This is a genomic window from Brevundimonas sp. UBA7534, from assembly GCF_002479325.1.
Lineage (GTDB): Bacteria > Pseudomonadota > Alphaproteobacteria > Caulobacterales > Caulobacteraceae > Brevundimonas.
Map to the genome: position 1 here is coordinate 39,354 of NZ_DLMO01000101.1, position 13,084 is coordinate 52,437.

At 67.2% G+C, this 13,084-nt stretch carries 10 protein-coding genes and 1 tRNA gene; 6 read left to right on the plus strand and 5 right to left on the minus strand.

What is annotated here, in order from left to right:
- Positions 1-112 precede the first annotated feature (112 nt).
- Positions 113-673: an inorganic diphosphatase gene (gene ppa, locus B2U11_RS07750; protein WP_292070936.1), complete on the minus strand. Its 561-nt coding sequence runs from the start codon at positions 671-673 to the stop codon at positions 113-115.
- Positions 674-815: 142 nt separating this feature from the next.
- Here ppa and B2U11_RS07755 point away from each other — a divergent pair, with 142 nt between their 5' ends.
- Positions 816-1,499 carry a DUF599 domain-containing protein gene (locus B2U11_RS07755; RefSeq protein ID WP_292070937.1) on the plus strand — a complete coding sequence of 228 codons (684 nt, stop codon included), beginning with the start codon at positions 816-818 and terminating at the stop codon, positions 1,497-1,499.
- A 267-nt stretch (positions 1,500-1,766) separates the two neighbouring features.
- Here the strand turns inward: B2U11_RS07755 and B2U11_RS07760 are convergent, their stop codons facing one another.
- The gene (locus B2U11_RS07760) at positions 1,767-2,648 is read right to left on the minus strand and encodes an N-formylglutamate amidohydrolase (RefSeq protein ID WP_292070938.1); all 882 of its coding nucleotides are present in this window, start codon (positions 2,646-2,648) and stop codon (positions 1,767-1,769) included.
- A gap of 57 nt (positions 2,649-2,705) precedes the next feature.
- Here B2U11_RS07760 and cpdR point away from each other — a divergent pair, with 57 nt between their 5' ends.
- Positions 2,706-3,062, plus strand: a complete 357-nt coding sequence (gene cpdR, locus B2U11_RS07765; RefSeq protein WP_054764657.1) for a cell cycle two-component system response regulator CpdR — start codon at positions 2,706-2,708, stop codon at positions 3,060-3,062.
- A gap of 127 nt (positions 3,063-3,189) precedes the next feature.
- Positions 3,190-3,264: transfer RNA gene (locus B2U11_RS07770), tRNA-Val, on the plus strand.
- 204 nt (positions 3,265-3,468) lie between these two features.
- On the opposite strand, the gene B2U11_RS07775 is transcribed toward B2U11_RS07770, so the two are convergent.
- Both B2U11_RS07775 and B2U11_RS07780 read right to left on the minus strand, forming a co-directional pair.
- Positions 3,469-5,334, minus strand: a complete 1,866-nt coding sequence (locus B2U11_RS07775) for a hypothetical protein (protein ID WP_292070939.1) — start codon at positions 5,332-5,334, stop codon at positions 3,469-3,471.
- A gap of 113 nt (positions 5,335-5,447) precedes the next feature.
- Positions 5,448-6,632 (minus strand): glycoside hydrolase family 88/105 protein, encoded by a 1,185-nt coding sequence (locus B2U11_RS07780; protein WP_292070940.1) that lies wholly within the window; start codon positions 6,630-6,632, stop codon positions 5,448-5,450.
- A gap of 155 nt (positions 6,633-6,787) precedes the next feature.
- On the opposite strand from B2U11_RS07780, the gene B2U11_RS07785 reads away from it, so the two are divergent.
- A complete protein-coding gene (locus B2U11_RS07785; RefSeq protein WP_292070941.1) occupies positions 6,788-9,616 on the plus strand; it encodes a TonB-dependent receptor in 2,829 nt (942 codons plus the stop codon).
- On the plus strand, positions 9,616-10,884 hold the full coding sequence (locus B2U11_RS07790) for an alginate lyase family protein (RefSeq protein ID WP_292070942.1): 1,269 nt from the start codon (positions 9,616-9,618) through the stop codon (positions 10,882-10,884). The genes B2U11_RS07785 and B2U11_RS07790 overlap by 1 nt, the downstream gene beginning before the upstream one ends.
- A gap of 4 nt (positions 10,885-10,888) precedes the next feature.
- On the opposite strand, the gene B2U11_RS07795 is transcribed toward B2U11_RS07790, so the two are convergent.
- On the minus strand, positions 10,889-11,650 hold the full coding sequence (locus B2U11_RS07795) for a FadR/GntR family transcriptional regulator (protein ID WP_292070943.1): 762 nt from the start codon (positions 11,648-11,650) through the stop codon (positions 10,889-10,891).
- A 68-nt stretch (positions 11,651-11,718) separates the two neighbouring features.
- Here B2U11_RS07795 and manD point away from each other — a divergent pair, with 68 nt between their 5' ends.
- Positions 11,719-12,960, plus strand: a complete 1,242-nt coding sequence (gene manD, locus B2U11_RS07800) for a D-mannonate dehydratase ManD (protein WP_292070944.1) — start codon at positions 11,719-11,721, stop codon at positions 12,958-12,960.
- Positions 12,961-13,084: the final 124 nt, after the last annotated feature.

Here is a 13,084-nt window from a genome sequence, read left to right on the forward strand (position 1 = left end):
AGGGCGTCCCGAAGCCGAGCGGGAGAGGGGGCGCGCGGACATGGCGTCGCGCAGCAAAAAGGCGTTCCCCGAGCGGAGAACGCCTCAATGCGGTGCGGCTGTGGTCGCCCGATCAGGCGGCGTTGGCGGCCTTGTTCTTGGCCAGCTTGTCCTGGTGGGCCTGCATGCCCTTGGCGATCAGGTCGGCGGCCTCGCCGGCGTCGCCCCAGCCGTTGACCTTGACCGACTTGCCCTTCTCCAGGTCCTTGTAGCGCGTGAAGAAGTGCTCGATCTGCTCGATCAGGATGGCGGGAAGCTGACGATAGCTGGCGATCTCGGTGTAGTAGGGGTTCAGCTTGTCGACCGGCACGGCCAGGATCTTCTCGTCGCCGCCGGCCTCGTCCACCATCTTCAGCACGCCGATGGGGCGCGAGCGGATGACGCAGCCGGGCACCACCGGGGTCGGGTTCAGCACGATCACGTCGCAGGGGTCGCCGTCGTCCGACAGGGTGTGCGGCACGAAGCCGTAGTTGCCCGGATAGTACATGGCCGTGTGCAGGAAGCGGTCGACGAACAGGGCGCCGGACGCCTTGTCCATCTCGTACTTCACCGGCAGGCCGCCCTGCGGGATTTCGACGATGACGTTGATGTCCCAAGGCGCGTTGGGGCCGACGGGGATGGCGTCCAGGTTCATGGCGTCTGTTCTTGTTGCGATGCAGAAATCGAAAGGCGAAGGGTGATAGGCCCCTGACGGCCCCACGGCAAGCGCGACCTCAGTCCAGCGCGCGCCGGCGCAGGGTCTTGTCGTCGGGGATGGCGGGCGTCAGGGTGCGGCCATGACATGGTTCGACTGGGGCGCCCTGGCCCTCTTCTTCATCTGCTGGCTGGGCTATGCGCCCCTGCTGAAGGCGATCAGCCGGCGTGGCGGCTCGCTCAACGCCGACATGGTCCATGTGCGGGCGGTGTGGATGGAGTCGATGACCCACCGCGAGTTGAAGCTGGTCGACAGCCAGCTGATGGGCCATTCGATCAACTCGGCTTCCTTTTTCGCCTCCACCAATCTGCTGCTGATCGCGGCGGTGGCCGGCATATTGTTCGGGGGAGAGAGCGCGCTGCGCGGCTTCGCCGCCGTGGGCGCCGAGAACGTGCCGCTGAAGATGCTGGAGGCCAAGCTGGCCCTGGTGCTGATCTGCCTGACGCGCGGATTCCTCGACTTCATCTGGGCCCTGCGCCAGATGAACTACGCCCTGGCCCTGATCGGCGCCGCGCCCGAGGTGCACCACAAGACCGACCGCAAGGCTTTCGCCGAGGCGGCCGGTCAGTTGCTGAATCCGGCGCTGGGTTCGTTCAGCCAGGGGGTGCGCGGCTACTATTTCGCCCTGGCCGCGGCGGCGTGGCTGTTCGGTCCGGCGTGGCTGGCGCTGGGCGTGGTGTCCTCCTTCGGCCTTCTGATCTATCGGCAGGAGGCGTCCCCCGCGGCTCGCGCGATCCGCAATGCGCGGCGATTGCTGGGCGAGTGATCGGCGATCATTTTGCAGGTGCGAGGAGGGCCGCGGTCGAATTTCGTCAATTTCCGGGCCTGATATCGTTCCCAATGACGCAATTTCGTTACACGGCGTGACCTCGCCAACGCATATCGCCCTTGACCCATTGTGCATCGCAACCTAGATTGCCTGTCGACGCCTCCGGGCGTCTTGCCCTTCCTGGGCGTTTCCTCCCTATAGACTTTTCATGCCGCGCCCTCGGGCGCGGCTTTTTTTTATCCGCGATCAACGGCGGGACGGGCCTCACTCGGCCCAAGTCTCGGCGCAGAGGGCGGCGACGACACGGCCCACGGCCCGCCGGGTTCGGTCCCAGCCGGCGCCGGGCGTCAGGGTCGCCTCGTCCAGATAGAGCCGCCGGTTGATCTCGACCTGGATCGCTTCAAGCCCCTCTTCAGGGCGCCCCCAAAGCTGGGTCGACCATCCGCCAGCGTACGGATGGTTCAGCGCCACCCGCCAGCCCAGCCCCTCGAACAGCGCCCGCAGCCGGCGGGTCAGCCGCGTCGCGCAGGCCGATCCGTGCCGGTCGCCCAGCACTATCTCCACGTCGGCCGCGCGTGCGGGCATGGAGTGCCAGTCGATCAGCACCGCCCGCCCATGCTTCGCCCGCGTCTCGTGCATCAGTTCGCCCAGGGCCCGGTGATAGGGGGCGTGAACGCCCGCGATCCGGGCCTGAACCTCGGCCAGTGTGAGGCGGCGGTCGTAAAGGGGCGTGCCGTCCCCCGCCAGGCGCGGCGCCACGCCGTAACCCGCCGCCGCCTTCGGTCCGCCCGGCGTCGGCGCGCCGTCCACCAGGGCCGGGTCCAGGTCGTCAGGGTCTCGGTTCAGATCCAGATAGGCGCGGCCGATCCGGCCTTCGATCAAGGGCGCGCCCTGCTTCGGCCCGTCTTGGACCAGGCGCGCGACCAGGGCGTCCTCGGCGCTCCTCAGGCTTTGCGGCGACAGGGCGGGGGCCGCGGCCATGTCTGTGGGATAGCGGTCGCCGGAATGGGGGGAGGCGAAGACCAGCGGGGTGCGCGGCGCCGAGGCCGGGGGCCGGGTGATCAGAAAGGGCGCGTCGCCGCCGGTCATGTCTCCGCCATAACCCGTTTCGCTGTGGACGGAAGCGGGCGGAACCATGAATTTCATCGGCGGTTTACCGTTGGCCGCCTAGATTCGCCTCAGTTTCACAGGGCTTATCTCCGCATGGCGCGCATCCTTCTGGCCGAAGACGACAGTTCCCTGCGGGGCTTCCTGACCCGGGCGCTGGAGCGGGCGGGCCACCAGGTCATCGACTGCGAGAACGGCGACGACGCCATCGACGCCCTGGAGCACGGCCCCTATGATCTGCTGCTGACCGACATCGTCATGCCCGGCGCCGACGGCATCGAGGTGGCGCGCGTGGCCGCCGCCCGCCAACCAGGCCTGCGCATCATGTTCATCACCGGGTTCGCCGCCGTGGCCCTGACCGCCGCCCAGGCCTCGCCCCAGGCCAAGGTCCTGTCCAAGCCGGTTCACCTGCGCGACCTGGTCAACGAGGTCGAACGGATGGTCGCCGCCTGACACGCAGAAGCCCGCACGGGCTTCGAAGACAATCGCGCGGCGGACGTCAGATGGGGCTTGAAGCCGCCCCGGTCCGCCGCTATACGACCGCCCTTCCCGTCCGGGCGATCGCCCGGGCCGCACCGGCGGACGCGTAGCTCAGCGGGAGAGCACTACGTTGACATCGTAGGGGTCACAGGTTCAATCCCTGTCGCGTCCACCATTTTTCCTAATGAAAAGTCGGGCTTGAGACGTAAACCGTTTCGGGCGAGCCGAGCGCCAAGCCAGCCGGGATGGCGCGGGACTTTTCAGTGCGCACACGTCGCCGCTCGGCCAGCGTCGGCGGCGTAGATGTCTTCGAACCATAAGTCGTTTCATGCGGCGACTGTCTGGGGGCGTCTGGCGCGCTCGACGTCGAAGGCGGCTTTTAATCGTCGAAAACGATTGTCCATCCTCCGGACCAGGCTTGGCCCGATGCAGACGCATGGCATCGAACCAAACTGGTGAATGGCCCCACCGGCGTCTCGTAATCCGCCTCGTCTTGGGGGCGCGCCGCGGCGCAGGTCATTCCGGCGGCTTCGAAAGCGCGGACTTCACCGGCCTTGAACGCCAGGCCCTCGGCGGTCGATTCGGGGGCGCGAGAGAAGTTGGCGAACTTTAGGTCGACCGCCTCGATCGTCGCGCCGGGGCGGGCCACGATCTCGTCCCGTCTCGTCAGCCGGCCAGGCTCCAGGGTGTAGGTCGTGCGAGCGGAGACGCGATCGTCCCGGACAGGCGCGTTCTGGCCCATCCGGTCCATGGCGGGCGAAACGTAGCTTATGCGGGTGACGTCGCCGTCTTCCTGAACGTCGACGTCCGTGAACCAGGCGAGCGGTTGAAGCACCGAACCATCGGTCAGGGTGATGCGGGGAAGCAATTGCGGGTAGGTCTCGTCCGGCGAACCGGCCAGGACGCCTGGCGAGAAGGGGATGGGAAAATAGGGGGTGTTCATGTGCTGACCGGCCGCGCCGTTGATCAGCGGCAGTCCGATCACGCGATCGCCGTCGCGATAGGTGACCAACACGCGATCGGCTTCGCCTCGCGCAAACCAGGTGGTGGATGAGCGCGGCAGCGTCTTCAGCCATGCCTCAAAACCGGGCTCAGGCGTCTGGTCGCGAAAGCCGAGGCGATTCCACAAGGCGTTGGTGTAATAGAACTGGTGGGACAGGCTGAGGTTTTCCCCCAGGATGCGGTGCTTGCCGCGGTAGGCGTCGGTCTTGCGGCCGTGGTCCCAGAGATTGACCGAACCGGTTCCGGAATCCAGCCAGAAGTCGGCGTAGCGCGCGGCGATGCGCGAAGAGAAGGCGTAGGCCATGCGCGCCTCGTCGTCGGTCAGCAGGCCCAGAGCGGCGGCTGCGGTCAGAACTTCGAGGAAGGCGGTCTCGCCATAGGTTCCGATGCTGCGGCCGTATTCGAAGCCTTCGCCGCGCAGGTTGAAGCGAGGCAGCAGCAGGTCGACCGAGCGCCGCAGCCAGTCGCGCACTTCCTGGGGCGGCTCCACGCCGGTCTCGATGAAGCGCTGGGCGATCTCGCCGATCAGCAGCACGCTGTAGCGGTCGAAGCGTCCCTCGCCCGCGGTCTCGTCGGCGAAGCCGTATTCGCCGGAGTATTCGCGGAAGTGATCCAGGGTCTTGGCTAACAAGGCTTCGCTGGCGGAGGCGTCCTCCCACCCCATCAGATAGCGAAGCCGGGCGATGCTGAAGGCGACGCCGTAATAGTTGTTGGGCAGATCGATCAGAGTGAGGCTGTCGGGGCGCACGAAGGTGCGCCAGTCCAGCTTCTCGCGGAGCCGAGCCAGGGTCTCCGGCGAGACCGCTTCCTGCAGCACGCCGGCCTCGTCAAGCTGATGAAGGGCGGAGATGTAATAGTATACGCCCCAGGTTTCGTTCTCGTCCTCCAGGGTCAGGTCGGACAGCTTGCGAAAGCCGGCCAGGAAACGCGTCCGGCGCGGATCGCCCTCTGGCGCGTCCAGGGCGGCGTGCGCCAGGCCGATGGCGATCTTGCCCGGCAGGAACTTGTCCTTGGCCTCGAACACCTTGACGCCGTCCAGCGTCATATCCCGGCCCTCGGTGATCAACCGGACCAGCAACTGGTCCATCTGCGGTCCCACGCGGGTCTCGATGACGGCGTTCATGGCGGGGGCGTCGCGATAAAGGACGCCGCGTTCGACCTGGGCCAAGACCGTCGACGGCGCCGCAACGGCGAACGTCAGCCCCAGACCCAGGGCGCAGCCCTTCAGAGGCGTGCTTGGCATTCGGTGTCCCTTGGAAAGGAGGGACGGCCGATACGCGGCCGTCCCGAGATACGCGCTGACCTGGGAGGACAGCGAGAAAACCCTATCAGGTCAGGCCGCGCATTCAACTGGTCTTACCAATTAGATCGCCGAGACACCTGGGACGCCGCGAGGAGATAGGCGCCGACACCGTAGAGTTGGGTGTCGTCGGCCTCCACCTGATCTGGCGCATATCCCACCTGCTGCACCCAGCCGAGCTTTCCGTCCGGGCCGACGGCTGATTCAAGCGCCGTCCAGCCCCGCGCCACGGGCGGCGCGTAGTGCGCCTCCTCCAGAAAACCGCTGTTGACGCCCCACGCCAGTCCGAAGACGAAGAAGCCCGTGCCGCTCGTCTCCGACGGACCGGAGGGATCCAGCAGGGACACCGGCCAATAGCCGTCCGCCCGCTGCAACCGAACAATGGCGGCGGACATCTGGCGATAGAGATCGACATATTTCGCGCGGCGCGGATCCGAGGCCGCCAGGGAATCGATCACCTTGGCGATGCCGGCGTAGGTCCAGCCGTTGCCTCGGCTCCAGAATATCTTGCGGCCCGCGCCGTCGCGCTGATCCAGAAAGCGGCTATCGCGGAAGTAGAGGTTTTCCGCAGGGTCGTAGAGGACATCGGTAGCCGCCCAGAATTCACGGTCCGCATGCGCGGCGTAGCGCGGGTCGCCCGTCAGACGCGACAGCTCGAACCAGACGGGCGGCGCCATGAACAGGGCGTCGCTCCAGCACCAGCGCGCCTGGCACGCCTGCTCGCCGGGCCGATCCTCGAACAGCAGGGAGACGTCGGACGGAGCGGCCAGCACGGCGTCGAACCGTGCGCGCGTCGGCGCCAGGCGCAGATGTCGCTCCTCGCCATGCGCCCTTGCGGCGGCCCAGACCCAGGCCTGGCCGATGGCGTCGTCGTCGGCGTGGCGCGGGCGGTCGCCGTACCCCCAGCCGTTCTGGCGGCCGTGCTCGATCACGGCCTCCGCGTACCGCGGCGTTTCGGCCACGTCGGCGAAGGCGGTCAGGCCGGCGTAGAAGGCCGCCTGGATCCAGTCGGTGGGATCGGCGGTCTGCTGCCGGAAGGTTCGCACGTAGGCGAAACTGTCCATCCGGGCCAGTTGCCAGTCGGCCACGCGCGACGCTTGGCGCACCACCGCATCATCGACGGGCCGCTTCGACGCCAGGACGGGCGCGGGGGGCGGAACGGGGACGGTCGCGCAGCCGCCCACCGCCGCGAAAGCGGTCGCCGCCACCAGTCCGGCGGCGATTTTCGTCCAGATCGTCACGGTAACCTCCCAGGTTGTGACCTGGCCACCCTATGGCGGCATCGATTTATTTGGTCAGACCAATCTTGTCACCGGTGTCATTTTTGGTCTAGCCTCTGCGACGATACGACACCCGAGATACGGGTGCGACGGGAAACGCTCAGAGGGGAAGATTCATGACCATTCAATCGAAAGGGCTGCGTTCGGCGCTGCTGGCCTCGGCCGCCTTGGCGATCGCCGCGCCCGCGCTGGCGCAGGAAGCGCCGCCGTCGACCGAGGCCCAGCCTGCGGCGCAACCGTCCGAGGTCGGGGAGGTGGTCGTCACCGGCATCCGCGCCACCCAACGGAATTCGACGGCGGTGAAGCGCAACGCCACCGTCATCGTCGACGCCATCGTCAACGAGGAGATCGGGGCCCTGCCCGACAACTCGGTGGCCGAAACCCTGGAACGCATCGTCGGCGTGACCGCCGACCGCTTCAAGGGGTCCGCGTCCGAAATCTCGATCCGGGGTCTTGGCCCCTATCTCGGCTTCTCCACGCTGAACGGACGCGAAGTGTCCAGCGGCAGCGGCGACCGCGCGGTCTCGTTTCAGCAGTTCCCGTCGGAACTGACCAACGGGGTGCTGGTGTACAAGTCCCAGCAGGCGGATTTCGTCGAAGGCGGGGTCTCCGGCGTCATCGAGCTTCGCACCCTGAGACCGCTGGAATACGGCCGCCGCCGCTTCCAGGCGGAGGGGCGCCTGAACTACCTGCCCTACGCCGACAAGGCCGACGCCGACATCGGCTCGCGCTTCTCGGCCTCCTATGTCGACCAGTTCGACACCGCCATAGGCGAGGTGGGGATCGCCCTCGGACTGGCGACCACCGATTCCACGGCGCCGGAGGATTTCTACACCGCGTCGTCCAGCTTCCGGCCCTGCAACAGCATCAATCCCAGCCCGACCGCCGTGTCGGGGACCGGCACGGGCAACTGCACCTTCACCGTCGGCTCGGCCGATCCGACCTACTTCGTCGCCAACCAGTACAACTTCCGCCAGTTGAACACCGAGGATACGCGTCGTGCGGTGTCGGGCAATTTGCAGTGGCGACCGAACGACCGGTGGGACTTCAACCTGGACCTGCAGCTGTCCAGCCGCACCTCGTTCGAGGACCGGCATGACCTGTCGATCGCCGAAGGTCGACGCGGCATCTCCCCGATCGACCTGGCGGACAACGGCGCCCTGCTGAGCTGGGCCGGCAACAGCTATCTGGAGACGGTGGCGACCGAGCGCACCCGCGACGAGGACTACGCCGGAGGCGGCCTGAACATCAAATATCAGGTCACGGACAATCTGGCCGTGATCGGCGACATGTCCTATTCGCGCACGCATCGCAACCAGGTGGACTTCGCCTCGCGCCTGCGCAGCAACACCCTGTTCGGGCCCAGCGGACGGGTGGCCTACACCTTCGACCAGTCGTCCAGCGACATCCCGGTGGTTCAATTCCTGAATCCCATCGACCTGAACGATCATGACGCCTTCACGGGCAACGCCTACGCCCGTCGAGCGCTGGAGGACCGGGTCGACGAGATCGCCGCCGCTCGGTTGGACCTCGTCTATGACCGGACCGGCTTCTGGGAGCAGTTGAAGGTCGGCGCCCGCTACTCGGAGCACAACCGCGTCACGGATCTGGACAACGACAACAACCTGGAAAGCATCCCCGCCGCCAACACCCTGGCGGGCAACCAGAACTGCCGCATCGACAATGTCGTCAACGACTGGGGCGAGGACAGCGGCACCAATATTTCCAGCTGGGCCCAGTTCGACACCCGGTGCCTCTACGCCGCCTTCGCGGGAACCGAGGATCTGGGGCCGCTGCCGGACGCCCGCAGCGCCAGCGATCTGGACATCCAGGAGAACATCTCGGCCGCCTACGTGATGGGCAGCTTCCGCACCGAGCTTGGCGGGATCCCGATCACCGGGAACCTGGGCGTTCGTTACGTGAAGACAGACGTGACATCGCAGGGGTGGCGCGGCGCCTACACCCTAATCACCACGGTCGATCCGCTGACCCAGGTCCCGTCCTACAGGCTGGATCCCATCGCCGGCAGCTTCGATCCGCTGACCATCGAGCATTCCTACGAGAATGTCCTGCCCAGCCTGAACTTCAACGCCGAACTGCGCGACAACCTGTTCCTGCGCGGCGCGGTCTACAAGGCGATCTCGCGCACCAACATCGAGGATCTGGGCGCCGGGCGCACCCTGATCACGGACGGCGACGCGGCGACGCCGGAGGAGGCGCTGGCGGGCGCCTCGGGCGGCAATCCGCGGCTGGAGCCGCTGGAATCCACCAACTTCGACCTGTCGCTGGAATACTATCCGGACCCCGACACCAGCTTCTCGTTCGCGGTCTACGACAAGACCATCAAGACCGCGGTGGTCCCGGCCGAGCTCAGCAGCCTGACCGAGACCTTCGTCATCGACGGGATCAGCTACACAGTGCCGGTCGCCCAAGAGACCAACAGCGACGAGGAGGCCTATCTGCGCGGCTTCGAGGTGGCGGCCAACAAGTCCTTCACCAATCTGCCTGCGCCGTTCGACGGCTTGGGCGTCCAGGCCAGCTACACCTACGCCGACAGCGACTTCGAATATGACGATCCGTCGGCGGTCGATCCGGCCAATCCGCTGGCGCAGTTCACCGATCCGGTCAGCATCCCCGGCCTGTCCAAGCACGTGGCGACCTTCACCGGCTATTATGAGAGGGGGCCGCTGTCGCTGCGGGCGGTGTACAAGTTCCGGTCGGGATACTTCAAGCCTTCGGGCCTGACGGCCATCCGGACGGTGGAAGACGCCGGCTACCTGGACTTCTCGGCCTACTACAACGTCACCGACAACGTGCAGCTGAAGTTCCAGGCCATCAACATCGGCGACGAACACCAGGTGATGTACCGGCCTGTCGCCGGAAGCCTGGCGGAATCCAGCTATTTCGGGCCGAGCTACTTCGTCGGCGTGCGGCTGCGCTACTGATGGGCGGGCGTCGGTTCCTGGCGGTCCTGGCGGCGAGCGGCGTCGCCGCGACCGCCATGACGGCCCAGGCCGCGGCTCCGACCTGTCGGGGCTCTGACGGCTACGCCGCCGCTTTCGAGGGGCGTCGGACCTTTCTGTGGCGGCCCGACGGGCTGGAAGCCGCCCGTCAGCGCCTCGCCGCCGGCGACGCCGCGCTGCAGCCGGCCTGGGCGCGACTGAAGGCGCGCGCCGATGAGGCGCTGGAGCGCGCGCCATACACGGTGGTCGACAAGACCATGACGCCGGCCAGCGGCGACAAGCGCGACTATATGAGCATGGGCCCCTACTGGTGGCCCGATCCGTCCAAGCCCGACGGCCTGCCCTATATCCGCCGCGACGGCCGCTTCAATCCCGAGCGGGACGGCGACGGCTTCGACGTGACGGACCTGGAGAACCTGAGCCAGGACGTCCAGGCCCTGGCCCTGGCGCATTACTTCACCGGCGACCGGCGCTACGCCGACAAGGCCGCGCAGATGATCCGGGTCTGGTTCCTGGATCCCGCGACGAGGATGAACCCGAACTTCAACCACGGCCAGGCGGTGCCGGGTCGGGTGTCGGGGCGCGCCGAGGGGGTGATCGACGCCCACCGCCTGGCGCGGGTGGTGGAGGCCGCCGGCCTGCTGGAGCCGACCGGCGCGCTGACGCCGGGCGACCAGTCGGAGCTGAAGACCTGGTTCGGCGACCTCGTCGAATGGATGGCGACCAGCCCGATCGGGCGCGAGGAGCGCGCGGCCCGCAACAACCACGGCCTCTACTATGACACCCTCATCACCCATTTCGCGCTGTTCGCCGGTCTGGACGAGGTGGCGCGGGTCGTCAGCGAACGCGCCGCCGGTGATCGCCTGGACGCCCAGATCGCGCCCGACGGGAGTTGGCCTCACGAACTGAGCCGCTCCCGCTCGTTGCACTATTCGACCTGGACCATGGCCGCCGCCTTCGATCTGGCCGACGAGGCGCGGTGTGTCGATGTCGACCTTTGGAACCATCGCGGCCCGGATGGGCGGTCGCTGCGCGCGGCGACGGACTTCCTGGCCGCCTGGGCCGGCCGAGAGCAGGATTGGCCTTGGCCCGAACTGGACAAGACCGAGACCCAAAGCCTCTATGAGGTGCTGTTGCGCGCGGCCCGCGAATGGAACGAGCCGGCCTATGCGGCCAAGGCCCAGCTCTATGCGCAACGCCACGCCGACCTGGACCTGAACCTGCGCGTGCCGCCGCATGCGGAGGACTGAAGCGTCAGATCGCCGTGCGTCGCGCCAGCTCCTGACGACGGGCGGCGACGTCGTTGCGGGCCCGCTCCAAGGCGTCGACCTCGGTCGCGGTCAGCAGGTCGTCGATGACATGACCCAGATGCCTGCGCATGGCGTCCCGGGCGCGAGCAGCGTCACGGGCCTTGAGGGCGTCCAGGATCGCTCGATGATCCTCGATAAGAGGCCTGACCCCGACCGCTCGGCCGCGCTCCAGCATGGCGGCGCAGAGGGGCGAGCGGTAGCGCAGGTCCCACAGGTTCTCCACCACCATGACCATGGCCGCGTTGCGCGTCGACTGGGCGATGGCGACGTGAAAACGCCGGTCCGCGGCCTCTCCGGTGAACCCGCCGAAGGCGTTCTCGTCGATCATCTGCAGCAGGATCGATTCCATCTCGACCAGTTCGGCGTCGGTGATGGTGGTGGCCGCCAGGGCGCAGACTTCCCCTTCGAACAGTCGACGGGATTCCGTCAGCTCGAAGGCGCCGATATCCAGTTCGGGCGCCGGGGCGTCGGGCCGCGCATCGGTCACATAGACGCCCGACCCCTGGCGCGTCTCGACCAGCCCGCGAATCTCCAGGGCGATCATGGCTTCGCGCACGGTCGGCCGACTGACGCCGAACTCTTCGGCCAGGTCGCGCTCCGAAGGCAGGCGGCCGCCCGCCCGATAGCGGCCCTGCTCGATGGCGTTCGCGATCGCGCCGGCGACCTGCTGATAGAGTTTTCGAGTGTCCGCCGTCGAAGTGGTCATGCCGATAACAGAGTAGCTTGCCACCAGCGGTCAGGCCAGCGCCGGCCGCGACGAGAAGTGTGTTTTCGATGACGACCTTGCCTTCCACCGCCATCAGCGACCTGTCGATCGTCGACGCCCGCGTTATCGTGACCTGTCCGGGCCGCAACTTCGCGACGCTGAAGATCGAGACCGGGGGCGGTCTGACGGGGGTCGGCGACGCGACGCTGAACGGCCGCGAGCTGGCGGTGGCCAGCTATCTGAACGATCATGTCATTCCGTGCCTGATCGGCCGCGACGCGCACCGCATCGAGGATACGTGGCAGTATCTGTACAAGGGCGGATACTGGCGGCGCGGCCCGGTGACCATGTCGGCCATCGCCGCCGTCGACATGGCGCTGTGGGACATCAAGGCCAAGGCCGCGGGCCTGCCCCTGTACCAGCTGCTCGGCGGGGCGTGCCGCGACGGCGTGACGGTCTATGGCCACGCCAATGGCGAGACGGTCGAACAGACCGTCGCCGAGGCGAAGAGGTACGCCGAGATGGGCTATAAGGCGATCCGCCTGCAGTCCGGCGTGCCGGGGTTGAAGTCCACCTACGGCGTGTCCGGGACCTTCGGCTACTACGAGCCGGCCGACGCCGATCTGCCGACGGAGAACATGTGGTCCAGCGAGAAATATCTTCGCTCGGTCCCGGCCTTGTTCCAGGCCGCGCGCGAAGCGCTGGGATGGGATGTTCACCTGCTGCACGACATCCACCACCGCCTGACGCCGATCGAGGCGGGGCGGCTGGGCAGGGATCTGGAGCCGTATCGACCCTTCTGGCTGGAAGATCCGACCCCCGCCGAGGACCAGGCCGCTTTCCGGCTGATCCGGCAGCACACCACCACGCCGCTGGCCACCGGCGAAATCTTCAACACCATCTGGGACTGCAAGCAGCTGATCGAAGAGCGGTTGATCGACTATATCCGCGCCACGGTGGTCCATGCGGGCGGTATCACCCACCTGCGGCGGATCGCGGCGCTGGCCGATCTCTACGGCGTTCGCACGGGGTGTCACGGGGCCACCGACCTGTCGCCGATCTCGATGGCGGCGGCGCTGCATTTCGGCCTGTCCATTCCGAACTTCGGCATCCAGGAGTATATGCGCCATACGGCCGAGACCGACGCGGTCTTCCCTCACGGCTACAGCTTCTCGGAAGGCGTGCTGCATCCCGGCGACCAGCCTGGACTGGGTGTCGACATCGACGAAACCCTGGCGGGTCAGCATCCCTACAGCCGCGCCTATCTGCCCGTGAATCGTCTCGAGGACGGGACGCTGCACAGCTGGTGAGGGCCTCGAACTCGCCCCTCCCTGCGACGGCGCGGTTACCCTGAACGGCGGCGGCGCGTCGCCGTCTCGTTGTCACGGTAACCGGTGTCTTTTTGTCGCCGGTCGGTTTATCTGTCTGGCGCGC